This is a genomic window from Paralimibaculum aggregatum, assembly GCF_030270585.1.
GTDB classification, from domain to species: Bacteria; Pseudomonadota; Alphaproteobacteria; order Rhodobacterales; family Rhodobacteraceae; genus Thermohalobaculum; species Thermohalobaculum aggregatum.
Map to the genome: position 1 here is coordinate 16,480 of NZ_BSYI01000051.1, position 22,719 is coordinate 39,198.

14 protein-coding genes and 1 pseudogene are annotated in these 22,719 nt (G+C 69.2%); 12 read left to right on the forward strand and 3 right to left on the reverse strand.

The features are described from left to right. Positions 1–1,107: 1,107 nt before the first annotated feature. Entirely contained in the window at positions 1,108–1,908 is an 801-nt protein-coding gene (locus tag QSJ97_RS21500) for an IclR family transcriptional regulator domain-containing protein (protein ID WP_285674365.1), read from the reverse strand. Positions 1,909–2,108: 200 nt separating this feature from the next. On the opposite strand from QSJ97_RS21500, the gene QSJ97_RS21505 reads away from it, so the two are divergent. From QSJ97_RS21505 to QSJ97_RS21530, 6 genes are read left to right on the forward strand one after another with little or no spacing between them, the layout of a single operon-like run. Then, a complete protein-coding gene (locus QSJ97_RS21505) occupies positions 2,109–3,929 on the forward strand; it encodes a GMC family oxidoreductase (RefSeq protein ID WP_285674367.1) in 1,821 nt (606 codons plus the stop codon). Beyond that, positions 3,926–5,410 carry an NAD-dependent succinate-semialdehyde dehydrogenase gene (locus QSJ97_RS21510; RefSeq protein WP_285674368.1) on the forward strand — a complete coding sequence of 495 codons (1,485 nt, stop codon included), beginning with the start codon at positions 3,926–3,928 and terminating at the stop codon, positions 5,408–5,410. The genes QSJ97_RS21505 and QSJ97_RS21510 overlap by 4 nt, the downstream gene beginning before the upstream one ends. A gap of 43 nt (positions 5,411–5,453) precedes the next feature. Beyond that, positions 5,454–6,605: a DSD1 family PLP-dependent enzyme gene (locus QSJ97_RS21515; protein ID WP_285674369.1), complete on the forward strand. Its 1,152-nt coding sequence runs from the start codon at positions 5,454–5,456 to the stop codon at positions 6,603–6,605. Positions 6,606–6,633: 28 nt separating this feature from the next. Then, a complete protein-coding gene (locus QSJ97_RS21520) occupies positions 6,634–7,143 on the forward strand; it encodes a TRAP transporter small permease (protein WP_285674371.1) in 510 nt (169 codons plus the stop codon). Next, entirely contained in the window at positions 7,140–8,450 is a 1,311-nt protein-coding gene (locus QSJ97_RS21525) for a TRAP transporter large permease (RefSeq protein ID WP_285674373.1), read from the forward strand. The genes QSJ97_RS21520 and QSJ97_RS21525 overlap by 4 nt, the downstream gene beginning before the upstream one ends. Positions 8,451–8,481: 31 nt before the next feature. After that, entirely contained in the window at positions 8,482–9,603 is a 1,122-nt protein-coding gene (locus QSJ97_RS21530) for a C4-dicarboxylate TRAP transporter substrate-binding protein (RefSeq protein ID WP_285674374.1), read from the forward strand. Between the two features lie 1,016 nt (positions 9,604–10,619). Here the strand turns inward: QSJ97_RS21530 and QSJ97_RS21535 are convergent. Further along, a pseudogene (locus tag QSJ97_RS21535) lies at positions 10,620–11,161 on the reverse strand (transposase family protein); the annotation flags it as partial. 347 nt (positions 11,162–11,508) lie between these two features. Here QSJ97_RS21535 and recQ point away from each other — a divergent pair. After that, positions 11,509–13,308: a DNA helicase RecQ gene (gene recQ / locus QSJ97_RS21540; protein ID WP_434220949.1), complete on the forward strand. Its 1,800-nt coding sequence runs from the start codon at positions 11,509–11,511 to the stop codon at positions 13,306–13,308. Positions 13,309–15,034: 1,726 nt separating this feature from the next. Here recQ and QSJ97_RS21550 read toward each other — a convergent pair. After that, entirely contained in the window at positions 15,035–16,759 is a 1,725-nt protein-coding gene (locus tag QSJ97_RS21550; RefSeq protein ID WP_285674376.1) for a hypothetical protein, read from the reverse strand. A gap of 364 nt (positions 16,760–17,123) precedes the next feature. Here QSJ97_RS21550 and QSJ97_RS21555 point away from each other — a divergent pair, with 364 nt between their 5' ends. The 5 genes from QSJ97_RS21555 to QSJ97_RS21575 all read left to right on the forward strand — a co-directional run bounded on the left by QSJ97_RS21555 (position 17,124) and on the right by QSJ97_RS21575 (position 22,575). Then, positions 17,124–17,360, forward strand: a complete 237-nt coding sequence (locus QSJ97_RS21555) for a hypothetical protein (protein ID WP_285674377.1) — start codon at positions 17,124–17,126, stop codon at positions 17,358–17,360. A 69-nt stretch (positions 17,361–17,429) separates the two neighbouring features. Beyond that, positions 17,430–19,100, forward strand: coding sequence for an arylsulfatase (locus tag QSJ97_RS21560; RefSeq protein ID WP_285674378.1), 1,671 nt, complete (start codon positions 17,430–17,432; stop codon positions 19,098–19,100). Between the two features lie 77 nt (positions 19,101–19,177). Continuing rightward, on the forward strand, positions 19,178–20,158 hold the full coding sequence (locus QSJ97_RS21565; protein WP_285674379.1) for an HAD family hydrolase: 981 nt from the start codon (positions 19,178–19,180) through the stop codon (positions 20,156–20,158). A 102-nt stretch (positions 20,159–20,260) separates the two neighbouring features. Further along, the gene (locus QSJ97_RS21570; protein ID WP_285674380.1) at positions 20,261–20,587 is read left to right on the forward strand and encodes a hypothetical protein; all 327 of its coding nucleotides are present in this window, start codon (positions 20,261–20,263) and stop codon (positions 20,585–20,587) included. 98 nt (positions 20,588–20,685) lie between these two features. Further along, complete coding sequence (locus QSJ97_RS21575; protein WP_285674381.1) at positions 20,686–22,575, forward strand: multiheme c-type cytochrome; 1,890 nt, start codon at positions 20,686–20,688, stop codon at positions 22,573–22,575. Positions 22,576–22,719 lie beyond the last annotated feature (144 nt).

A 22,719-nucleotide genomic window follows, 5' to 3' on the forward strand; every position in this document is an offset into this window, starting at 1 on the left:
TCGCGCGCGGCATCGACGCGCTGATCGCCATGCCCAGGTTCCCGCGATGAACGCCCGGAGCTGCGCCCGACGGGCACCACCACTGACCACCCCTATCGCAGCAGTTCGGCCCTGACGGCCCAGCGTGCCCTGGTCCGCGCCAGCCATGTGCATTGCACCCGCGCCAGGGTGGCCGCCCGAGCCGATATCCGACGCTCAAACGCAGTGCTGCCATCCCGCACCGCCACCGAGGCAGAGATGACGGTGCAATTGACGATGGGCACGAACCGGCAGTGAACGGCGTGAACTCGGCAACGAGCGTTGTGGTTCGGGCATGCACCGACAGGGCGAGCCAGGCGGCGGCGAGGCCGCGAGATCAATTGCGCTGAGCGCCTCTATCCTATGTCCCTGATGGATTGTGCGTGTTCGCGCAGGCATGGCGTGCAGATGCGGCCAGAGTGTAGCCGAGCCGCTCGCCAGGCCGTATGGCCCTGGCTAAGGGTTCCCTCATGGCGTCTCATCGCGCAGATTTCCGGTGCCGTCCGACCCGATCAAGCAGATGCGGTCTGCAATTGTCTTGAAAGCAGCTGGGTCGTGTGGGCAAAGGGTGCGGGCGGCGGATGGCGTGGATTGCGTCTGGCGATCAGGAGCCGGCTCTGGACGGGAGCCTCATCGGTGGTGCCGCCCGGGGAGGCAGGTCGCGCCGATCCTTCCGCCGGAACGAGGTCGGCGTTGCGGCTTCTTGTTCAACAATCGCCGGGGCAGGAAGACATCCCCCTTGATCGCCCGGACCTGGACTCTCTGGCGTGAACTGCCGGGGCGCCCTGACACGTGGATCCCATTTGGCACGCGCTACCCGCCAACAACGGTTGTGACGCCGGCGGTTCTCGCTCCGAGCGTCTCCTCCATGCCGTCAGGCCCGTCGTTCCCTTGATATCCGATCGTCGCAAGCGCGGAGGGCCCGTGCGGAAACGCTGCCGGCTCGGGAGCCGCATCGAGATCACGGTCGGCTTGGTCGAGCCCTTGCGCCGCCGCGCCGCCAGCCGCGACAGGACGCCCGCAAGCGTCCCCCGGCGCGGTCCATGCCGCCGCCATTCACCGCCGGTTCCGCCTTGCCCAAACGGGTCATCACTTTATCGGAAGTCCGAATTTCGGGTAGATCCTGGACAGGCTGTCCGCGGCGGATCTCAGGCGCGGCAGGAACTCTTCCACCAGGCTGGCTATGCTGCGGTCCATGTTGTGGCAGCTGATGCTGATCGACGCGACGCAGATGTTCTCGCGGTTGAAGATCGGGACGGCGACGGACTTGATCGTGAGATCGAGACCGGCATCGTTGGTCGCATAGCCGTCCCGTCGCGCCTCGAGGATCAGGCGGCGCAGCTCGGCCTTGTCGACGATCGTGCGGGGGGTCAGCCGTTCCAGCGTGCTGCGTTCCAGGATGTCGTCGATCTGCTCGAGCGGCCGCTGCGCCAGCAGCACCCGTCCGGTCGAGGTGAGCGCCGCGGGGAAGGTGAGGCCGACGGTCATGGATGTGCGCACAAGGCCCTTGGCCGGCACGCCGCAGACGAACACCACGTTCGTGTCGTCGAGAACCGATGCCGAGGACGAGACATGGAGGGTGCCCTCGAGCACCTGCTCCATGTAGGGCATCATGATGTCCGTGACCGCCACGGACGAGAGATAGGCGTGGCTCAGGGTCAGGATGCGCGGCTGCAGCGCGAAGTGGCTCCCGTCGGTCCGCACATAGCCCATTCCCGCGAGGGTGAGCAGAAGCCGCCGGGCGGTGGCGCGCGACAGGCCCGTCTTCTGGGCGACCTCGGACAGCGTCATGCCGCTGCTGCTGCCCTCGAAGGCCTCCAGCACGCGCATGCCCCGTTCGAGCGAACGGACCCAGTCCTTTCCGGACTCCGGCGTCTCTGTCACGTCCATCCATCCGCCCTGGCGATTGCGACCGCGAAGCTAGCCTTGTGCCGAGACGGCAGCAAGGAGGAACGCGGAACCTTTGCCGCCGCATCGCGGCAGGTCGGAGCGCCTGGCGGTGCCGGCGGATCCACCGCCGGGAGCTCGACATGCCTCGGCCTGCGCGGGGCGACCTCCTCGGTGCCCTTCCCGGATTCACCCGTTGACATATGGTTTCTCTTCGCCATGATGTTCGTCAAGCGCACACTTGTGCGCATAGCGAACACAGCGCGGAGCACCGCATGTCGATCCCTCGCGAGCGCGGCGATACCTTTCCCGGGAGCGGAATGGCCGAGCGCGCGTTCGACTACATCATCGTCGGTGCCGGTTCGGCCGGATGCGTGCTGGCAAACAGGCTCTCGGCCGACCCTTCGAGCCGCGTCCTGCTGCTGGAGGCTGGCCATGACACGCCGCCGGGCAATGTTCCGGACGATATCCTCGACAGCTATCCGCACGGCGCCTACTACAACGCCGCCTACCACTGGCAGGGACTGCGCGTCGCCAATGGCGCCGGCCGTCCCGGATCCGGCACGAAGGCCTACGAGCAGGGCCGGATCATGGGCGGCAGCTCCAGCATCAACGGCATGATGGCGATCCGGGCGCTGCCGTCCGACTTCGACGACTGGCAAGGCCATGGGCTCGAGGGCTGGAGCTGGGGCGATGTTGCGCCCTATTACCGGCGGCTCGAGCACGACATCGACATGCAGGGCGCGCAGCATGGCGCCGACGGCCCCCTGCCGATCCGGCGCATCCCGCGGGCCGACTGGCCCGGCTTCTCGGAGGCGGCCTGCAAGGCCCTCGAGCGCGCCGGGCTGCCCTTCCGCGCCGATCACAACGATGGCTCGGCCCGCGGTGTCTACCCGATGCCGATCAACAACCGGAACGACCGGCGCGTCTCGGCTGCCGCGGCCTATCTGAAGGAAGAGGTGCGCCGGCGGGACAATCTGACCATCCTCTGCGACACCCATGTCGAGGCGATCAGGAGCGAACGGCGGAAGGCACTCGGCGTGACCGTGCTGCGCGGGCAGGAACGGATCGAGCTGACCGGACGGCAGATGATCATCTGCTGCGGTGCGCTGAACTCCCCGGCACTCCTCATGCGTTCGGGGATCGGCGACCCGGCCCATCTCGGCCAGGCCGGAATCGAGATCGCGAATCCGCGTCCCGGTGTCGGGGCGAACCTGCAGGACCATCCGACCGTGGCCATCGCCGCCTTCCTGAGCCCGGAGGCGCGCCTGCCGAAAAGCGTCCGGCGCCATCTCCTCTTCGGCGCGCGGTACAGCTCCGGGGCCAGCGGATGCCCACCGGGAGACATGTATGTCCTCGGCGCCAACCAGGTCGCCTGGCACAGCATCGGCAAGCAGTTCGGGGCGCTGCTCGCCTGGGTCAACAAGTCGTACTCGTGCGGCACGGTCCGGCTGAACCTGCAGAACCCGCAGGGTGCGCCGGATGTCGATCTGAACCTGCTGTCCGACAGCCGCGACCTCGACCGCCTGGTTCAGGCAGTCCGCTTCCTGGCGGAGGTCTTCGCGTCCGACGAACTGGCGCGGGTGGCGCCGATGCCCTTCGCCGCCTCCTACAGCGAGCGCGAACGCAAGCTCGGCCGCCACACTCTCAGGAACCGGATGATGGCGGCGCTCGGCGCATATGTGATGGACCGCAGCCGGACCGCCCGCAACTACATCATCGGGAAGATGGTCGCTCCGGAAGGCGAGCTTGCCGCGCTCATCGCCGACGATGCGCGGCTGCAGGACTGGGTCCTGCGCAACGTCACCCATGGCTGGCATGCCTGCGGCACCTGCCGCATGGGCGCGCGTGACGATCCCGGCGCGGTGCTCGACAGCGAGTGCCGGGTCATCGGCATGGAGGGGCTGCGGGTCGTCGATGCCTCCATCATGCCGGTGATCGTCAGCGCCAACACCAATCTGACAACCATGATGATCGCCGAGAAGATGGCGGACAGGATCATCGCCGAGGGGGGGCGAGCATGACCAACGACAACGCATCGACCATGTCGAACGCCGAACTCTATGCGGCGTCGGGCTTCCATATCGACGGGGTCTGGACCTGCCCGGCGGGCGGGCCGCGTCTCGATGTCGTGAACCCCGCCACGGAGGAGAGGATCGGCGAGATCCCGCTGGCGCAGCCGGAGCATCTCGACGCCGCCGTCGACGCCGCCGCGCGCGGCTTCGCGCGCTGGCGCAAGACCCATGCCTGGGATCGGGCGGCCGTTCTGAAGGCCGCCGCCGCAGCGCTCAGATCGCGCAGCACGGCCATCGCGCGGATCTTCAGCATCGAGCAGGGCAAGCCCCTGATCGAAGCGGAGCGCGAGGTCGGCATGGCCGCGGATCACTTCGACTGGGCGGCGCAGGAGGCGATCCGGCTGACCGGCCAGATCCTCCCGGCGCGCCCGGCGGGGACCGTGAGCGTCGTCGAGCACCGGCCGGTCGGCGTGGTCGCGGCGTTCACCCCGTGGAACTTCCCTGCGCTCCAGATCGCCGCGAAGGTCGCCTATGCGCTCGCAGCCGGCTGCACCGTCGTCCTCAAGCCCTCCGAGGAAGCGCCGGGGATCGCGATCCTCCTGGTGCGGGCGCTGCACGAGGCCGGCCTGCCCGCCGGTGCGCTCAACCTCGTCTTCGGCAATCCCGCCGAGGTCAGCGAGCGCTGGCTCGCCTCGCCGAAGGTGCAGGCCATGTCGTTCACCGGCTCCACCCGGGTCGGCAAGCTGCTCGCGCCGATGGCGGCCGCATCGCTCAAGCGCATGACGCTGGAACTGGGAGGGCACGCGCCCGTCATCGTCTATCCGGATTTCCCGCCGGGAGAGGCGGCCGCGCTGGCGGGGGCGGTGAAGTTCCGCAATGCCGGGCAGGCCTGTGTGTCGCCCAGCCGGTTCTTCGTGCACGAGGCGATTGCCGCGGATTTCACCCGCCACATGGTCGATTTCGCCGGCGGGCTCGTCCTCGGCGAGGGCACCGACCCGGTGACGACGATGGGGCCGCTGGTCAATGCCGGCCGCGTCGAGGCCGCCGCCGCGCTGGTCGCGGATGCCGTCGGGCGCGGCGCGGTCTTGCATTGCGGCGGGGGCAGGCCACCGGGGCGCAACACGGGCTTCTTCTTCGAGCCGACGGTGCTGTCGAAGGTCTCGCCCGACAGCCGGATCATGCACGAGGAGCCCTTTGCGCCGATCGCCCCCATCATCGCCTTCGGAGACGGCGACGACGTCGTCGGCATGGCCAACGATGTCGATTACGGTCTCGGCGCCTATGTGCTCTGCCGCGACGAGGCGCTGGCAGCACGGACAGCCGAGGGCCTGGATGTCGGCATGGTCGGGATCAACAATCTGGCGCTGGCCGGGGCCGACACGCCGTTCGGCGGCGTGAAGGGAAGCGGGCTCGGGCGCGAGGGCGGACCGGGAGCGCTCGACGAATTCCTGCAGAAGAAGATGACCAAGAGACTGGTCGCGGCGGACTGACATCCGGCCCCGGCGAAGCGACGCGAGACAAGAAGGAACAGCGATGAGTACCGATGGAAAGCTTGGCCCCAATCAGCGGCTGATCGGCGTGCCGGGATCGCGCGCCGCGCTGGCGACGCCCGCGCTGGTGCTCGATCTCGACATCTTCGAGCAGAACCTCGAGCGCATGGCCGAGATCTTCGACGGGCGGCCGGAAGGTATCCGGCCCCATGCCAAGACGCACAAATGCGCGACGATCGCCAGGAAGCAGATGGAGCGGGGCGCCTATGGCGTCTGCTGTGCCAAGCCGGGCGAGGCGATCGCGCTCGCCGAAGCGGGCGTGCGAAGCCTGCTCCTGACCTCGCCCGTGGTCGATCCCTACAAGGTCGAGACCCTGGTGGGGCTGCGAGGCGGCCTCGACGAGCTGATCTTCGCCGTCGACAGCGAGCGGGCCGTGGACCTGCTCGCTCGGGCCGCCGGGACGGCGGGCGTGGTGATCTCGGTGCTGATCGATGTCGGCGTCGGCAACAACCGGACCGGCGCGCGCTCGACCGAAGCGGCGGTGGCACTCGGCCGGCACATCACGGCCCATGCCAGCCTCGAGCTGCTCGGGATGCAGTGCTATGCGGGCCATGTCCAGCATATCGAGGACCCGGTGGCGCGCGATGCCGAGGGCCGGCGCGTGCTCGAGGGGATCGCCGCGACGAAGGCGGCGCTCACGGAGGCGTTCGGACCGCTGAAGATCGTCTCGGGCGGCGGCACCGGCTCCTACGACATCGACCTCGAGGCCAAGGTCTTCAACGAGTTCCAGGTCGGCTCCTACGTCTTTATGGACGTGGAGTACAATGCCGTGCGTCCCCGCGGCAACGCGGCCTGGCCGTTCGAAACCTCGCTGTTCGTCCAGACCACCGTGGTGAGCGCCAATGTCGAGGGGCGGGCCACAACCGATGCGGGCTACAAGTCGTTCGCGATGGACGGGCCGCAGCCGATCGTCGTCTCGGGCGCCCCGGAGGGAACGGTCTACAAGTTCCTCGGCGACGAGCACGGATGGGTCCATCTGCCCGAGGGGGCGGCGGATCTCGCGGCGGGGGATGTGCTCAGCTGCGTCACGCCGCACTGCGATCCGACGGTCAATCTCTACGATGTCTACCATGTGGTCCGCGGCGACATGCTGGTGGATATCTGGCCGATCGAGGCACGGGGGCGGAACTGGTGACGGTTCGGGCCGGATCCGGGGGGAGCTGATGGAGCGGGCGTTCCGGCATGTCTGTCATGCGATGATGCTGCTCGGCGGGCTGAGCATCGTGCTGATGATGCTGAACGTCACCCTCGACGTGCTTCTCAAGCTGATCTGGAACGCGCCGATCCAGGGCACGGTGGAGATCTCGTCCTACTACTACATGGTGGCGATCGTGATGCTGCCGATGGCGCTGGTCGAGCTCGACGACGAGCAGGTCGTCGTCGATCTCCTCTTCAACCACTACCCGGCCTGGCTCCAGAGGATCTGCCTGACGCTCGCCTGCGGGGCCGCCGCGGGCATCCTTGCCATCATGACCTGGCGCACCGGGCAGGACGCCGTCCGCGCCTTCAACGTGGGCGAGGTGGTGATGGGCAGCCGCGAGATCATCGTCTGGCCGTCGCGCTGCATGCTGCCGCTCGGCTTCGGGCTGGCCACCGTGGCGTCCGCGCTGCGGATGGTGATGGCGCTGCTGGGCAGGCCGGTGACGCGGGCCACGCACGAGGCCGGGCCATGAGCAATCTCGAGATCGGCTGGATCGGCCTCGCCTGCCTCTTCGGGCTCCTCGCGATCCGAATGTCGATCGGGGTCGCGCTGATGATCGTCTCCGTCACCGGCATCTTCGTGATGCTGAACTGGACCGCCGCCCTCGGGATCGTCAGCGCGCTGCCGTTCAACCTGATGGGCGACTGGTCGCTGACCGCGATCCCGATGTTCCTGCTGATGGGCTTCATCGCCGCCAACACCGGCATGACCACCGGCGCCTTCTCGCTCCTGCGCATGCTCTTCGCGCGGGTGCCGGGCAGCCTCGCCTCTGCCAGCGTCGGGGCCTGCGGCCTGTTCGCCGCCGCCTCCGGCTCGAGCATCGCGACGACGGCGGCGATGTCGCGCATCGCGGTGCCGGAGATGCTGAAGGCGGGTTATCACCCGTCGCTCGCGACCGGCGTCATCGCCGCCTCGGGCACGCTCGGCTCGCTGATCCCGCCATCGATCCTGATGGTGCTCTACGGGATCTTCACCGAGCAATCCATCGGCCAGCTCTTCATGGCCGGCGTGATCCCGGGCATCCTCTCGGCTCTCGTCTACATCGCGATGATCACCGTGCGGTGCAGCTGGAGCCCGCGGCTCGCGCCGAGGGTCGAGGAGCGGTTCGAGCTGTCGCGGCTGCTCGGGCTGGTGCTGTCCGTCTGGCCGTTCCCGGTTCTCGTGCTCGGAGTTCTGGGCGGGATCTTCGGGGGCTATTTCACGCCGACGGAGGCCGGTGCGGTCGGCGCCTCGATGGCGCTGGCGATCGCCGTGATCCGCCGGCAGGCGACCCGCGAGGCGCTGTGGCTGGCGATCCGGCAGACCGTCGTCGCGACCTCCTCGATCTTCTTCCTGACGATCGGCGCGGTGATGTTCACCCGCTTCATGGGGCTCTCCGGGGTGCCGCAGGCGCTGGCACAGGCGATGCTGGCCGTGTCGCAGGACCAGATCGTGATCATCGTGATGATCGCCGCGCTCTTCGTCCTCCTCGGCATGTTCATCGACTCCATCGGGCTGATGCTCCTGACCCTGCCGACCCTCCTGCCGGTGCTCGATGCGGCGGAGGTCGACATGATCTGGTTCGGGATCATCACCATCAAGCTGCTCGAGATCGGGCTGGTGACGCCGCCCGTGGGGCTCAACCTCTACGTGCTGCACCGTGCGCTCTCGGGGCAGGTCCGGCTCGGACACATCATCTCGGGCACGACATGGTTCCTCGCGATGGACCTCGTCACGCTCGCACTCCTGATCGCCTTCCCCGCGATCAGTCTCTACCTGCCCTCGTTGATGGCAGGATAAAACCAACCAGCAGGAGCGGAAGGACAACCAGATGAACATGCGGATATTGTGGGCCTCGACAGCCCTGGCCATGGCGGCGGTCGCACCGGCACCGGCGGCCGAATACAACAGCAACCATTTCTTTGCCGAGCGGCACTCGCTCGTGCGCGGACCCTATGTGGAGTTTGCCGAGAAGGTGGCCGAGGCGACGGGCGGCGAGATCACCTTCCGCGTGTTTTCCGGCGGCTCGCTGATCCCTGCGGCCGCCTCGCTCCAGGGGGTGCGCGACGGGGTGGCCCAGGTCACCTATCACGCCGGCACCTATACGCCGGCCGAGCTGCCGGTCGAGAACCTCATCGGCAACATGGCCTTCTACAACACCGATCCCTTCGTCATGGCCATGGCATCGACCGAGTTCAGCATGACCAACCCGGCGGCGCTCGAGGAGTGGCGCCGGAACGGCGTCGTCTTCGGCGGCGGATACTCGACCTCCGAATACTACATGATGTGCAACACCAAGGTGGAGACGCTGGCGGATGTCCAGGGCAAGCGTCTACGCATGGCCGGCGGCGCCTGGTCGCGCTTTGCCGAGCATGTCGGCGCGGTGCCGGTCTCGATCCCCTCGAGCGAGATGTATACCGGGCTCGACACCGGATCGCTCGACTGCGCGGTGACGCCGGGGGACAGCCTCGACAGCTTCAGCCTCGGGGATGTCGTGACCTCGATGAACACGCTGGCCATCGGCAACTACTATGCGGGCTTCCTCTGGGGCTACAACAAGGCGTTCTGGCAGGGGCTGACCCCGGAGCAGCGCGAGGTCCTGTTCGGCCAGATGGCCTATTTCCTGGCCAAGGGGCGGGTGGAGTTCAGCGCCGATGTCGACAAGGCGATCGACTCCGCCATCGCCAAGGGCATGACGGTCTACAAGCCCGATGCCGCGCTCGAGGCCGCGCTCGCCGAGTTCGTTGCATCGGATGAGGCGGCTCTCATCGCGGCGGCGAAGGAGCGCGGGGTCGAGAACCCGGAGGAGATCCTGGCGGAGTTCAAGAAGGTCGTCGATCGCTGGGACGCGCTGCTCGAAGGGGTCGACCGGACCGATGTGGAAGCACTCGCCGCGCTCGCTCAGAAGGAGATCTACGACAAGCTTGACGCCTCGACCTATGGCGTGAAGTAGCGCGCCAGGCACACCGCCGAGACGGTCAGCCGGCTTCCGGCTGGCCGCGCCGATCCCGAGCCCATCCATGCAAGCAGGGACCGCTCGATGCCCGCCGCGGCTGGGCGTTCGACCTGACCGACCGAGATCGGTAGGCCGGGCGAGGCACTGGGTGGCCCCGCTTCAACCGGACACCCGGCCTGGGCCAGAGCCTGGAGGAGACCCCCCGACGCAGGATCATGTCGGGACACCATCCAGGTATCGAGGTGACGACCGGTGCCCGGCGTCGGCACCGCGCCCATTCGCCCGCATTGCTGGCGCCGCTCGATGACAGGGGGCGATGCCAGCGGATGACGGCGCGAACGGGAATGCAGAGGCCCACAAGCTCGAGCCGAGCGTTCGCGAGTACGAGCGCCAGTTCGGTCGCCAGACCCTCGAGGTCAAGATCCTCCGGGATGCGCTGGCAACGGATCTGCCAGCCTGCCAATCGGCGCGCGAACGCGACCTCCCGATGGAGTGCGCCCCCGTGGCCGGACAGGGTCAGGCTCCGGCTTTGAGCCGGGCCGGGCGGTTGCTCTCCTCCCAGCGCGCTGGGCTCAGAAAGCCGAGCGCGGAGTACAGGCGGCGTTCATTGCAGACCTCCTCGATGAAGGGACGCCGCCCGGCGAGAGCCTGAACGCGGCGGAGCCGTGGGCGGAGGGTGCTCGGGCGGCTGCCGGGTGATCAGCGGAGGGGGCCGGGCGCGTTTGCCGGCGGGCCAGCTCGCGCTGCCGGCCCCGACGATCACGCGGTGGCAGTGGGCCGGTCGGGAGCGGTAGTCGTCGTCCCGGCTTCGCGAGGGGCGCTGGGCCATGCGCCGGAAGCGGGACCGGCCGTTGCACTGATCGGGGGCGGCGCGCGGAGTCGGCTGCTGCGGTGAAGCGGCGGCCGGCCACCGCTCCGGGCGAAGCGCGGAGGGCCAGGCTCGTCGATGACGGCGAGGTCGGGACTTGGTGTTGTCCCCGTATATCGGACACCTCGGCGGGTTTGCGGGCGCGTCTGAGCTCGCGGGGCGCGCGCATCCGTAGCCCGGAACGGGAATGGTTCTCGTTGTGGTCCTCGAACCATCCGTCAATCTGGCCAAGTGCGGTGCCGGCGTCCGGCAACGGGTTCACGCGGACATCTTTGCGCTTCAGTGTCTTGGCGAAGGCTTCACCGATGCCGTTGCTCGCGGGGCTCGCGACCGGTGCGAAGCAGGGTGCGAGGCTGAGCTGCGCGGCGACGCGGCATGTCTCCTTTGCCGTGCATTGTCGGAGAGCCATTTGACCGACGATGGCGCGCCGGGGCATCGGAATCGTGCCTCGACGGCCCCGGGCATCACGTCCCGGACGCCCGCGCCGCTGATCCCGCTGCCGGTGACCGCCCGCCAGGCGATGATCTCGCGGTCGTGGGCGCCGACCACGAAGGCGCCGCGGACAATCTCGCCGTTCCAGCAGGTGAACTCGCAGCCGTCCGAGCACCTTCGCAGTTTCGCGTGCATGACCACGACCTTGCCATCATGCGTGCGGTTGGGCCGATCGGGATGGCGACGGGCCCGAAGGGTAGGGCGCCGATACAGGCGTCACGCCCGTCGACGTGATGGAATGCGCGATGGCAAGGGTCGTGGCTCGATGAGGCGACGACCCCCATTGCCGCCGGACAGATGGGAACTGGCTGCTCGGAAACTCCCTGCGCCGGGCACCTGCGGGGCTGGTGGTCGGCAACGCGCGGCCGTACCTCCTGCCGGGGCAGCGTCCGCAATCTCGTGGAGCGGCAGATGGCGGTGGGCGGCCAACCGCCGCGGCGGAGTAGACGGACGGGACCGCGCCGGACACGAGCGATCCGCATTGTCGGATCAGGCCGGTTCGGCTCTGGGTTTTTCGGCTTCGATCCGCTAGGCGTGGCGCCATGGAGATGGTCGAGGAAACACTGCGGTCGGTATTCGGGTTCGAGGCGTTCCGGCCCGGCCAGCGGGAGATCGTCGAGGCCGTGGTCGCCGGCGAGGATGTGCTGGCGATCATGCCGACGGGCGGCGGCAAGTCGCTCTGCTATCAGCTGCCTGCCCTTGTGGGCGATGGTCTGACGCTGGTGATCTCGCCGCTGATCGCGCTGATGCGGGACCAGGTGCGGGCGCTCGAGGAAACCGGTGTCGCGGCCGGGGCGCTGACCTCCGCCAACACCGGCGACGAGTCGGCCGCGATCCGGGATGCGCTGCGCGAGCGGCGGCTGAAGCTCCTCTACATGGCGCCGGAGCGGCTCGGGCGGCCGGACACCGCCGAGATGCTGGCGCGGGCCGGTGTCACGCGGATCGCCGTGGACGAGGCGCATTGCGTCAGCCAGTGGGGGCACGACTTCCGGCCCGACTATCTGGCGATCGGCGCCATGCGGGAGGCGCTCGGATGCCCGCTTGCCGCCTTCACCGCGACAGCCGATCCGGAGACGCAGGAGGAGATCGTCGCACGGCTCTTCGCGCAGCCGCCGCGGCGGTTCCTGCGCGGCTTCGACCGGCCCAACCTCGCGCTCGCCTTCGCGGCCAAGGACGGGCCGCGCCGGCAGGTGCTCGATTTCGCGGCGGCGCGCAGGGGGCATTCCGGCATCGTCTATTGCGGCACGCGGGCGCGGACCGAGGATTTCGCCGCGGCGCTCGCCGCCGACGGGCATCTCAGCCTCGCCTACCATGCCGGGCTCGACCCGGACCGGCGCCGCGAGGCCGAAACCCGCTTCCAGCGCGAGGACGGGATGATCGTCTGCGCGACGGTGGCTTTCGGGATGGGCATCGACAAGCCCGACATTCGCTATGTCGTGCATGCCGATCTGCCGAAGTCCATCGAGGCCTATTATCAGGAGATCGGCCGCGCGGGCCGCGACGGCGCGCCCGCCGAGACCCTCACGCTCTATGGCGCCGACGATATCCGCCTGCGCCGCGCGCAGATCGACGAGGGCAACGCCCCCGACGACCGCAAGCGCGCCGACCATGCCCGGCTGAACGCCCTCCTGGCACTGGCCGAGAGCCCGGTCTGCCGCCGGATCCCGCTCCTCGGCTATTTCGGGGAGGCCGTGGCCGATGGCTGCGGCAATTGCGACATCTGCCGGGACCCGCCGGCGACGTTCGACGCCACCGTCGCCGCGCAGAAGGCGTTCTCCGCGGCGCTGCGCACCGAGGAACGGTTTGGCGCCGGGCATCTCATCGACATCCTGCGCGGGCAGAAGACCGAGAAGATCACCGCGCGCGGCCATGACCGCCTGCCGACCTTCGGCGTCGGGCAGGAGTTCACGAAGGGCGAGTGGACGGTGATCTTCCGCCAGCTCCAGGGGCTGGACCTGCTGCGCCCGGATGCCGCCCGCCATGGCGCGCTGTTCCTGACCGAGGCGGCCCGCCCGGTCCTGCGCGGCGAGCGGCGCCTGACGCTGCGCCGCGACACGGTGGCGAGGGCGGCGAAGGCGCGCGCGCGGGGCCCGGCGGTGCTGGCCGTCTCCGACGCCGATGCCCCGCTGCTCGCCGCCCTGAAGGCACGCCGCCGCGCCCTGGCCGAGGCCGCCGGGGTGCCGGCCTATGTGATCTTCCCCGACCGCACGCTTCTCGACATGGTCGCCCGGCGCCCGCGGACCCTCGACGAGATGCGGAGTGTCTCCGGCATCGGCGACAAGAAGCTGGAGCGCTACGGCGCCGAGTTCCTCGCGATCCTGAGCGAGGGACCGGATCAGTGACCCCGGCCACGCGATCTGACCTTGTCTCGTGATCGCTGACCGGGGTGCTGCCCGATCGGGCGGCGATGCCGATGGTTGTGTGCACCCTTACCTCGCCGGGGGCGGTGTCCGATGCTCGGGGGTCGGCGCCTGCGATTGGCGAAGATCGCCATGCCCCAGGACTCGCGGCCCCGGCTTCCCGCCGGCTTCCGGTCCGGGTGTGATGCCGCACCCCGGTCCCGGGCGCGCCGGGGACGCTCGCCACAGGCGCGTCGCTGCGGCAGCTGCCCGTCAGGTTCATGGGTGCCGCAACGTCGTGCAGGCCGGGTGGCCTTCGACACGCGCCACATGCATGCCCCCCTGCCGCCGCGACGGATCCCCCCGGGCGGAGGGCGACGGCCGCGGGGCGCCCGCTTCGGCGCATCCTCGCGAGGGGCGCGGTCAGGCCCATCAAGGTCGTGGGAATTGCGAGATGGCCTGACGGCATGATCGGGCGGCCTGCCTGGCTATGCTGAGAACGGGATCGGGCTCGGCGGCATGGATGCGCGAGACGGCCGCGGCCTGCATGTAGCTGTGCCGGGGCCCCACTCGCGCTTCTGCTTGCATTGAACGGTGCCGATCCGGCGTGTTCCGCAGGCTTCATCGGGGAAGATGCCGACGACATCGGCGCGGCGCTTCGCGGTTCAGGCGCTCGATCGGGTTCGCAAAGTGTAGCTGCGCGCAGTCGGGAACGCGTTCGGAGGTCTGGTGGCCTCGTGGCCGTGGTATCTCCGGTGCCGCGTTCCGGCGAAGATCCCGTCGAGGGCTGTCCGGAACCCGAGCGTGCCATCGGCGGCGGCGCCCTCCCGCTTGCTGCCGAGAAAGCTGACGGGCTCCTTCCTCCCCAATTGCGTCGCGCGGATCACATTGAACCTGCATGCCGCGGCGGGCTCCGTTGGGCTTGGATATGGACGCTGACCGCCAAGATGCAGACCTACCGGCGCGCCGTCAGGTCGGAGCGCAGCCAGCGCTCTTGCCCGGATCCCGCCCGGTCGAGAGGCGGGTGCCGCCCGGCATCGGACCTCGGAACGCCGGGCCGCGAGCGGTCCGATCCCGGTACGGATCTCGTGCTCCGGGTCGCGCCCGTACGTCAGGGCGCGCCGGCGGCCACTGGGCAGCCGGTCTCCCGGGAATCCGTCAGGGGAGGCCTTGATACAGGCCGCGAGGGTGCGCGAGCATTTGGCGCGCATCTTCCCGCGCGGTCTCGGTGAGCGGATCGTCGGCGCGTTCCGGCAGGCGCAGGTGGATGACGCAGGTGGATGACGCAGGGAGCGTTCTTCATCGCGCATTGCACCTGCCGGCGGTTCTGGCCGGCGCATGCACCCGCCACGACATCCCGCCCTTTCAACCCGCATCACCTCGCGCCAGCGGTGGGTGACCGCGCACCGCTGGGGGCTCTGTGCGGGCGGCTCGGGCTCCATGCCAGGGGAGGCAGGAACGCGAACCGGCGCGGCTCGCTCGGCGGCAGCCGCCATGCGTCCTCTGCCAGTCGAAGACCACTGGAGAGCCGGTTCCAGTCTTCCGGCACGCCCCGGCGGCTGTCCTCATCCTGTTGCAGGACGCGCCTCTTCGGGCGTGTGCAAGGCGCTCGCCCTCATGCTTCTCCGCGCCGTCGCCGGGCGGGAGAGGATGCAGGGGAGGCGGGCAGGGCGGCGCTGTTCTCGGGAAGCGGAGCGCCGAATGGCCCGATCCGGCTCCGGGGGCGTCCCTAGTCGCGCCCGGGGGCGCTGGCCGGCGATGACCGGGATGCGAGCCGGCGTGCCGCCAGATATCCCGCCATCGTCGTTTCCACGATCGCTTCGGTTGCGCCGTGGCGGCGCATGAAGTCCGCCGGGTCCGCCGCCAGGGACGGATAGCCGGAGAGCGCGTCCAGCGCCGATGCCGCCTTCTGCGCATCGCCGAGCGTGCCGGCTGCGGATGCCACCAGGAACTGGCCGAAACCGGAGCCCCGTGCCACCGCCTGCTCGGCAGTCGCCAGCATCCGCCGGGGGTCGCCCTCCATCAGATGCCGTATCGCGAGCATATGATAGTACCACCCGGGCGGGTTGATCGTGCGCTCGATCGCGCGTTCCATCAGCCGCGTGCCCTCGTCGAACTTGCCGCGGGCCGCGAGCCGCCAGCCGACCTGCGCGAGCGTGTCGGGGTCGTGCGGGTTGCGGCTCAGCGCCTCCCGCCCAAGGCGCTCGCCAATCTCGTAGTTCCCGATATGGTGATGGATGGAGGCCAGCGCCTTCAGCGCCAGCACGCTGCCCGGTGCGAGGGCGAGCGCGCGTTCGGCCGAGGCCAGGGCGGCCGCGTATTCCGCCGCGCGTCGGTCCGGCGGCACGAAATGGTAGCGGGCGGCGTCGAGCTGCAGCCAGCCGAGCATGGCCCAGGCGTCGCTGTATTCGGGGTTTCTTACCACGGCGGCATCGAGGCAGGCGCGCACCGGCACGGCCTCTTCGACCGAGAAGTGCCGGCGGTAGGCATGGGCCCGCATGACGCAGAAGTAGCTCTCGAGGCTCGACAGGGTCGATCCGGTGCCCTGCTGGCGGATATCGTCGTTGAGCGGGCCATAGGGCTGGCCGATGGCGGTCGCGATCTCCGCGGAGAGCGTGTCGCGCAGGGCCATGATCGCGCCCGGCGCAAGCTGCAGGTCATAGGCCTCGCCCCAGACGATCTCGTCGGTGCGGGCCACGACGAGCTGGACATGCACCGAGGCACGCTCGTGCTCCGTCAGCACGACGCCACGCAGGATATAGGCCGGAACCGGGCTGCCGCGGAAATCGGCGAGCGTCTGCTCGAGATCGCCCGGCGCCACGGGAGAATAGAGCCGCAGGCCCTGGAAGCGGCTGAGGTTCAGGATCAGCTCGGAGCTCAGTCCGGCGGAGAGCAGGAGGTTCGTCTCCGAGGGGCCGAGGGCCTTGAAGGGCAGGATGGCGATCCTAGGCAGGGCCTCCGCAGGCTGGCCTTCGGGCGGAGATGCTTGGTCCAGGAAGGCGGCAAGCAGGCCGGCCGCGACGAGCAGGGCGGCCGCGATGGCGGCGCTCACCCGCAGCCATCCGTGCCCGCGGCCGCGGCGCGCCTGGCGGGCCGGCGGCGGAATTCTCCCCGGTTCCGCGATCTCGTCCGGGGCTGCCGGCCCGGACTCCGGCTCGGCTGCGGCCCCGCGTGCTTCGAACAGCGGCACGTAGCCGCCGCGCGGGATCGAGATGCGGACGGGATCGCCGGCGCCCGGGCCGACATAGTAGCTGTCGAGATCCCGGCGCAGGCGCCGCGCCTCGAGCCGCACCACGGGGTCGGTCTTCGGATCGAACGTCTCGTCCCGCCCGAACACGGCATTGGCGATCGTGAAGCCCTTGAGCTCGCGCGCGCGCCCGGCGAGCCTTTCCTCGACGATGAAGTGCAGGAATGCCCGGCGCCGCTCGGTCGCCGTGAATTCCGGGTTCGTCATCAGCCGTGTGAGGGCGGTCCGTATCTCGTCGTCGGACGGCCCTGCGGCGGCTGCGCCACGCGGCGCTCTGCTTTCTGCTGTGCTGGTCAAGGGCGGTTCCGCCGAAGTGCTGTTCCAACGGAAACCCCGGGCGAACTTTCCGGCCACGGCTCCCTTTTTACGAGTGTATCAAACGAACGTTTGTCTGTGGAGGATAAGACGTCGCGCTCTGCCCGCCGCCCGTCCGGCACCGTCTGCCAGGGGTAGGAACATGTTCGCACTCCCTCCGGCGCGGGTTCGCGCGGCAGTCTGCGCGAACTTGCCAGGGAGCGAGTCGTGCGGGGATCAGGCGCCCCTTGCCGGCCGGTCCCGCGGAGCGGTCGGGATGGAACCTTGGTCGATCATCGCAAAACGCTGGCCGGACCGGAACCTCGAGATCCGGCGGCGCTGCGCTGTCGACGCGGACTACCGCTCGATCGTCTCCGACTATGTCGAAGCGCGATCCGCCCTGGACCGCTGGCGCCGGTCCGATCCGGCCGGCTCGGGGAGGGTTGCCGACTACGAACGGCTCGTTCGCGAACTCGACGCGGAGATCGAACGGAGCTTCGTCACCCACGACTGACACCTTCCGACATGGCCGCCGCCCCGCCGGGGCGGCCGGCCCCTTCTCACCGACCAGAGAGAGAGTGATATGAGATATATTCGACCCTTTACCGCACCGGCAGGGCGAACCCTCGCAATCGGCCTCGCCGTCCTCGCCTGCAGCTTCGCCGCGTCGCAGTCCGAGGCGCAGGCCGCCGGCGGCAAGCCCAACATCCTTCTCATCGTGTCGGACGACACCGGCTGGGGTGATCTCGGCCCCTATCTCGGTGGCGAGGCGCGGGGCATGCCGACGCCCCATTTCGACGAACTCGCCGCGGAGGGAATGTTCTTCACGAACTTCTACGGCCAGCCGAGCTGCACCCCCGGGCGCGCGGCGATGCAGACCGGGCGCATTCCCAACCGTTCGGGCATGACCACCGTGGCCTTCCAGGGCCAGGGCGGCGGCCTGCCGGCGGCGGAATGGACCCTCGCATCGGTGCTGAAGGAGGCCGGCTACAAGACCTACTTCACCGGCAAGTGGCACCTGGGCGAGAGCGACTACGCGCTGCCGAACGCGCAGGGCTACGACGTGATGAAGCACGCCTTCCTCTATCACCTCAACGCCTATACCTACGCCGACCCGGCCTGGCACCGGAACATGAGCAAGGAACTTCGCGAGATGTTCGTGAAGGTCACCACCGGCTCGCTCTCCGGCCTGGCCGGCGAAACCGCGAAGGAGGACTTCAAGGTTCTCGGCGACGCCGACACGCCCGAAGACGGCAAGGTGGGCATCAAGTACCTCGACGGCTATGTGCAGGACACCGCATACGAGTTCCTCGAGGACGCGGCGAAGGACCCGGACACGCCGTTCTTCATCAACGTCAACTTCATGAAGAACCACCAGCCGAACCTGCCGCATCCCGACTTCGTCGGCAGCTCCATCTCGAATTCGGACTATGCCGACTCCGTCGTCGAGCTTGACACGCGCATCGGCAACGTCCTGCAGAAGCTCGAGGATCTCGGCCTCGCCGACAACACCCTCGTGGTCTACACCGTCGACAACGGCGCCTGGCAGGATGTCTACCCGGATTCGGGCTACACCCCCTTCCGCAGCACCAAGGGCACCGTCCGCGAGGGTGGCAGCCGCGTGCCCGCCATCGTGCGCTGGCCCGGCAAGGTCTCGCCCGGAACCCGGAGCGACGCCATCGTCGGCGGTCTCGACCTGATGGCCACCTTCGCCTCGGCTGCCGGCATCGACCTGCCGACCGAGGACCGTGAGGGCCAGCCGATCGTCTTCGACAGCTATGACATGACCCCGGTGCTGACCGGCTCGGGCGAGTCGGAGCGCAAGGACTGGTTCTTTTTCACCGAAGACGAACTGACCCCCGGCGCGGTGCGGGTCGGCAACTTCAAGTACGTCTTCAACCTGCGCGGCGACGACGGCGCGCAGACCGGCGGCCTCGCCGTCGACACCAACCTCGGCTGGAAGGGTGCGGAGAGCTACATCGCCACCGTTCCCCAGGTGTTCGACCTCCTGGCCGATCCGCAGGAGCGCTACGACATCTTCATGACCACCTTCACCGAGAGCACTTGGGCGATGGTTCCGGCAAATGAAGCGGTGAAGAAGAAGATGCAGTCCTACATCAAGTATCCGCCGCGCAAGCTGCAGAGCGAGACCTATTCGGGACCGATCACTCTGACCCGGTACCAGCGGTTCAAATACGTTCGCGACGCGCTGGAGAAAGACGGCATCAGCATCGGCCTGCCGAGCGGCAACTGATGCACCCTTGCCACCGGACGGGCCCCTGCGGGCCCGTCCTCATTCTCCCGGACCGTATCCGAAGAGGCTTGTCGACCATGAAATGGCCTATCTCCATCGCCTTCGCCGCCGCCCTTGCTATGGGCTCCACCGCCCTTGCCAAGGATGATCCGCTGCCTTCCTGGAACGACGGCCCGGCCAAGGCGGCCGTTCTGGCCTTCGTGCAGGCGGTGACGACCGAAGGCACCTCCAACTTCGCGCCCGTCGAGAAGCGCATCGCCGTCTTCGACAATGACGGCACGCTCTGGGCCGAGAAACCGGTCTACGTCCAGCTCCTGTTCGCGGTCGATCGCGTCAAGGCGCTGGCCCCGAAGCACCCCGAATGGAAGACGAACGAGCCCTTCGCCTCGATCCTGAAGGGCGATCTCAAGGGCGCGCTGGCCGGCGGCAAGCATGCGGTGGCCGAGATCGTCGCCGCGAGCCATGCCGGCATCACCACCGAGGAGTTCACTGCCGTGGTCCGCGACTGGATCGCGACCGCCCGGCACCCGGAGACCGGCCGGCTCTACACCGAGATGGTCTACCAGCCGATGCTGGAGCTGCTCGACCATCTGCGCGCCAACGATTTCGAGACCTTCATCGTCTCGGGCGGCGGCGTCGACTTCATGCGGGTCTTCGCCGAGTCGGTCTACGGCATCCCGCCGCACCAGGTGATGGGCAGCTCGATGAAGGTGAAGTTCGAGACCGTCGACGGCCTGCCGGCGCTGGTCAAGCAGCCCGAGCTGAATTTCGTCGATGACGGGCCGGGCAAGCCGGTCGGCATCCAGATGCAGATCGGCCGAAAGCCGATCGCCGCCTTCGGCAATTCGGACGGCGATCTGGAGATGCTGCAATACACCTGCCTGCCGCCGGGGCCGGATTTCTGCCTCTATGTCCACCATACCGACGCCGAGCGGGAATGGGCCTATGACCGGGATTCCGCCGTCGGCAAGCTCGACAAGGGGCTCGATGCCGCGGCCGCAAACGGCTGGACCGTGGTGGACATGGCAAAGGACTGGAGCGTCGTCTTCCCGGAATGAAGGAGCCGGCAGCGTCGCAGCTGCCGCTGGCCTCCCGGGCGGTTTCAAGCGACAATGCATCTGCGGTGCACGACCTGCACCGACTTCCGGAAAGGCTCCAGAATGAAAATGTCATTGCGCTTCGTTCGCATTTTCGCATTCGGGCTGCTGATGCTCGGCCCGGCCAAGGCCGACGAGATCGATATCGGCGGGTACCCGCTGGTTCTCGTCTGCGATGTCGGGAACGTGCTGCTCGTCGGCTATCTCAGCGAGATCGGCAAGGAGGGCGGTGCCGTCTACATCTCGGCAAACGGGCGCCAGTCCATCGTGATCGGCACCGACGGCATGCTCTACCCGACCGAGACGATGCGGGCGGAGGGGTCCTGCGCGGGCCGCTCGCTCGCCGAACTCAAGGCCGATGGCCGCGCCTTCATGGTCCTGCGGCCGTGAGCCGGTCCGCCCCGGAGCAATCCGGCGCAGCGGCGCCCCGTTTCGGGACCGCCGGCCTGTATCGGGCTCCGGGGCGGCTCGTCGCCATCCTCTTCGCGATGGCGATCGCCGGGCCGGCCGTGGCGGCGGAGCCCGCCTATGTCGGCTCGGCGGCCTGCACGGATTGCCACGAGGCGGAGGCGGCCGCCTGGGCCGGCTCGCATCACGCGCTGGCCTGGACCGAGGCGACGCCCGCCAATGTTCTCGCCGATTTCGACGGAACCCGCTTTTCGCATGACGGCGTTGACTACCGCTTCCGGCTCGAGGCGGGCGGCCATTTCGTCACGGTGACCGAGGCGGACGGGACCGCGACCGACCACCGCATCCATTCCGTCGCCGGCGTGGCGCCGCTCCAGCAATACCTGATCGAGACCGAGCCCGGCCGGATCCAGAGCTTCGACGTGGTCTGGGATGTCGTGCGCGGCCGCTGGTATCACCTCTATCCGGACCAGCACCTGCCGCCCGGCGACGGCCTGCACTGGACCGGGCCCTACAAGACCTGGAATGCCCGCTGCGCCGAGTGCCACGCGACCGGCTTCGAAAAGAACTACGATCGGCGGACGGGGCGCTATGCCTCGGTTCAGGCGGAGATCGGCGTCGGCTGCGAGGCCTGCCATGGCCCCGGAGAGGCCCATCTCGACTGGGCGGCGGGGCGCCCGCCGAACCCGGCCTTCGCCGCGCTGGGCGCCCTCGGCCTGACGATGCGCTTCGGCGAGGCCGAGGCGACGATCCAGCAATGCGCCGGCTGCCATTCCCGCCGCGAGGCGCATGGCGACGGCAACCCGCTGCCGGGCACGCCCTATCACGACGCCTACAACATGGCGCAGCTTCGGCGGGGCCTCTACCACGCCGATGGTCAGATCCTCGACGAGGTCTATGTCTACGGCTCGTTCCTGCAGTCGAAGATGTATGCCCGCGGCGTCAGCTGCCTGGACTGTCACGACGCCCATGACGCGACGCTCCGCGCCGAGGGCAATGCGGTCTGCACCCAGTGCCACGGCCCGTCCGGCAACCCGGCCTTCCCGACGCTGCGCCAGGCCGACTACGACAGCCCCGCGCACCACTTCCACGAGACCGGCACCCCGGGCGCGCAATGTGCGAGCTGCCACATGACCGAGCGGGCCTACATGGGCATCGACTTGCGGCGCGACCACAGCTTCCGCATCCCCCGGCCCGATCTCGCATCGGAGACCGGTGCGCCCGACGCCTGCACCGGCTGCCATGCCGACCGCGACGCCGCATGGGCCGCCGCGCAGGTCGAGGCGTGGTATCCGGCCGGCACCCACCGCCGTGCACATTTCGGCGAGGCGTTCGCGGCCGGCAGGCTCGACCCGCGATCGGCGGGCAACGATCTCCTGGCCGTGGCGAGCGATCCGGCACAGGCCGGCATCGTCCGCGCGACCGCCCTCTGGCTCCTCGAAACCGCGGGCGCCCCCGGCTTCGCCGAGCGGACCGCCGCGCTCGTCGCCGATCCCGACCCGCTGGTCCGTGCCGCCGCCGTGGGCCTGCAGCGTGCCGCCCCGCCCCGCGCCAGGGTGGACCGCGTGAGCCCGGCGCTCTCCGACCCGGTGCGCAGCGTGCGCATCGCCGCGGCGCGCGCCCTGATCGGGATGCCGGCCGCCGCGGTCTCCGGGCCGGTGGCCGGGGACCTGCGGCGCGCGCGCGGCGACTGGCAGGCCTCCCTGTCGAACCGGTTCGATTTCCCGGAGACGCATCTCCAGCTTGCCGGGATGGCGCTCACCTCGCGCAACCTGCCGGCGGCGAACGCGGCCTTCCGCGAAGCGGTGCGCATGGATCCGCAGCGCGTCGACGCCTGGTCGATGATCGTCCGGATCGAGGCGGCGACACGCGGGCCGGCCGCCGCCGCCGCCGCGCTGGACGAGGCGCTGGCGCTCAACCCCGGTGACGCAACGCTGCGTGCCCTCGGCGAGGCGTTGCAGGCGCGTTAGCGGCCCGCCTGCCCTCGCGCCGGGGCGCTACGACGGGCGCCGCGCCGCCGCCGCTGGCGCGCGCGGGTTCGCCACCTCGCTCGATGACCTTGGCTCTGGATCCCTGGCCAGGGGCTCATTCGATCGGGCGGCGATACCGATTGT

Coding starts and splice junctions, on each gene's coding strand:
- QSJ97_RS21525 (WP_285674373.1), top strand. CDS start 7,140: ATGAGCAATCTCGAGATCGGCTGGATCGGCCTCGCCTGCCTCTTCGGG.
- QSJ97_RS21510 (WP_285674368.1), top strand. CDS start 3,926: ATGACCAACGACAACGCATCGACCATGTCGAACGCCGAACTCTATGCG.
- QSJ97_RS21515 (WP_285674369.1), top strand. CDS start 5,454: ATGAGTACCGATGGAAAGCTTGGCCCCAATCAGCGGCTGATCGGCGTG.
- QSJ97_RS21505 (WP_285674367.1), top strand. CDS start 2,109: ATGGTTTCTCTTCGCCATGATGTTCGTCAAGCGCACACTTGTGCGCAT.
- QSJ97_RS21520 (WP_285674371.1), top strand. CDS start 6,634: ATGGAGCGGGCGTTCCGGCATGTCTGTCATGCGATGATGCTGCTCGGC.
- QSJ97_RS21565 (WP_285674379.1), top strand. CDS start 19,178: ATGAAATGGCCTATCTCCATCGCCTTCGCCGCCGCCCTTGCTATGGGC.
- recQ (WP_434220949.1), top strand. CDS start 11,509: ATGGAGATGGTCGAGGAAACACTGCGGTCGGTATTCGGGTTCGAGGCG.
- QSJ97_RS21570 (WP_285674380.1), top strand. CDS start 20,261: ATGAAAATGTCATTGCGCTTCGTTCGCATTTTCGCATTCGGGCTGCTG.
- QSJ97_RS21560 (WP_285674378.1), top strand. CDS start 17,430: ATGAGATATATTCGACCCTTTACCGCACCGGCAGGGCGAACCCTCGCA.
- QSJ97_RS21550 (WP_285674376.1), bottom strand. CDS start 16,759: ATGACGAACCCGGAATTCACGGCGACCGAGCGGCGCCGGGCATTCCTG.
- QSJ97_RS21555 (WP_285674377.1), top strand. CDS start 17,124: ATGGAACCTTGGTCGATCATCGCAAAACGCTGGCCGGACCGGAACCTC.
- QSJ97_RS21500 (WP_285674365.1), bottom strand. CDS start 1,908: ATGGACGTGACAGAGACGCCGGAGTCCGGAAAGGACTGGGTCCGTTCG.
- QSJ97_RS21575 (WP_285674381.1), top strand. CDS start 20,686: ATGGCGATCGCCGGGCCGGCCGTGGCGGCGGAGCCCGCCTATGTCGGC.
- QSJ97_RS21530 (WP_285674374.1), top strand. CDS start 8,482: ATGAACATGCGGATATTGTGGGCCTCGACAGCCCTGGCCATGGCGGCG.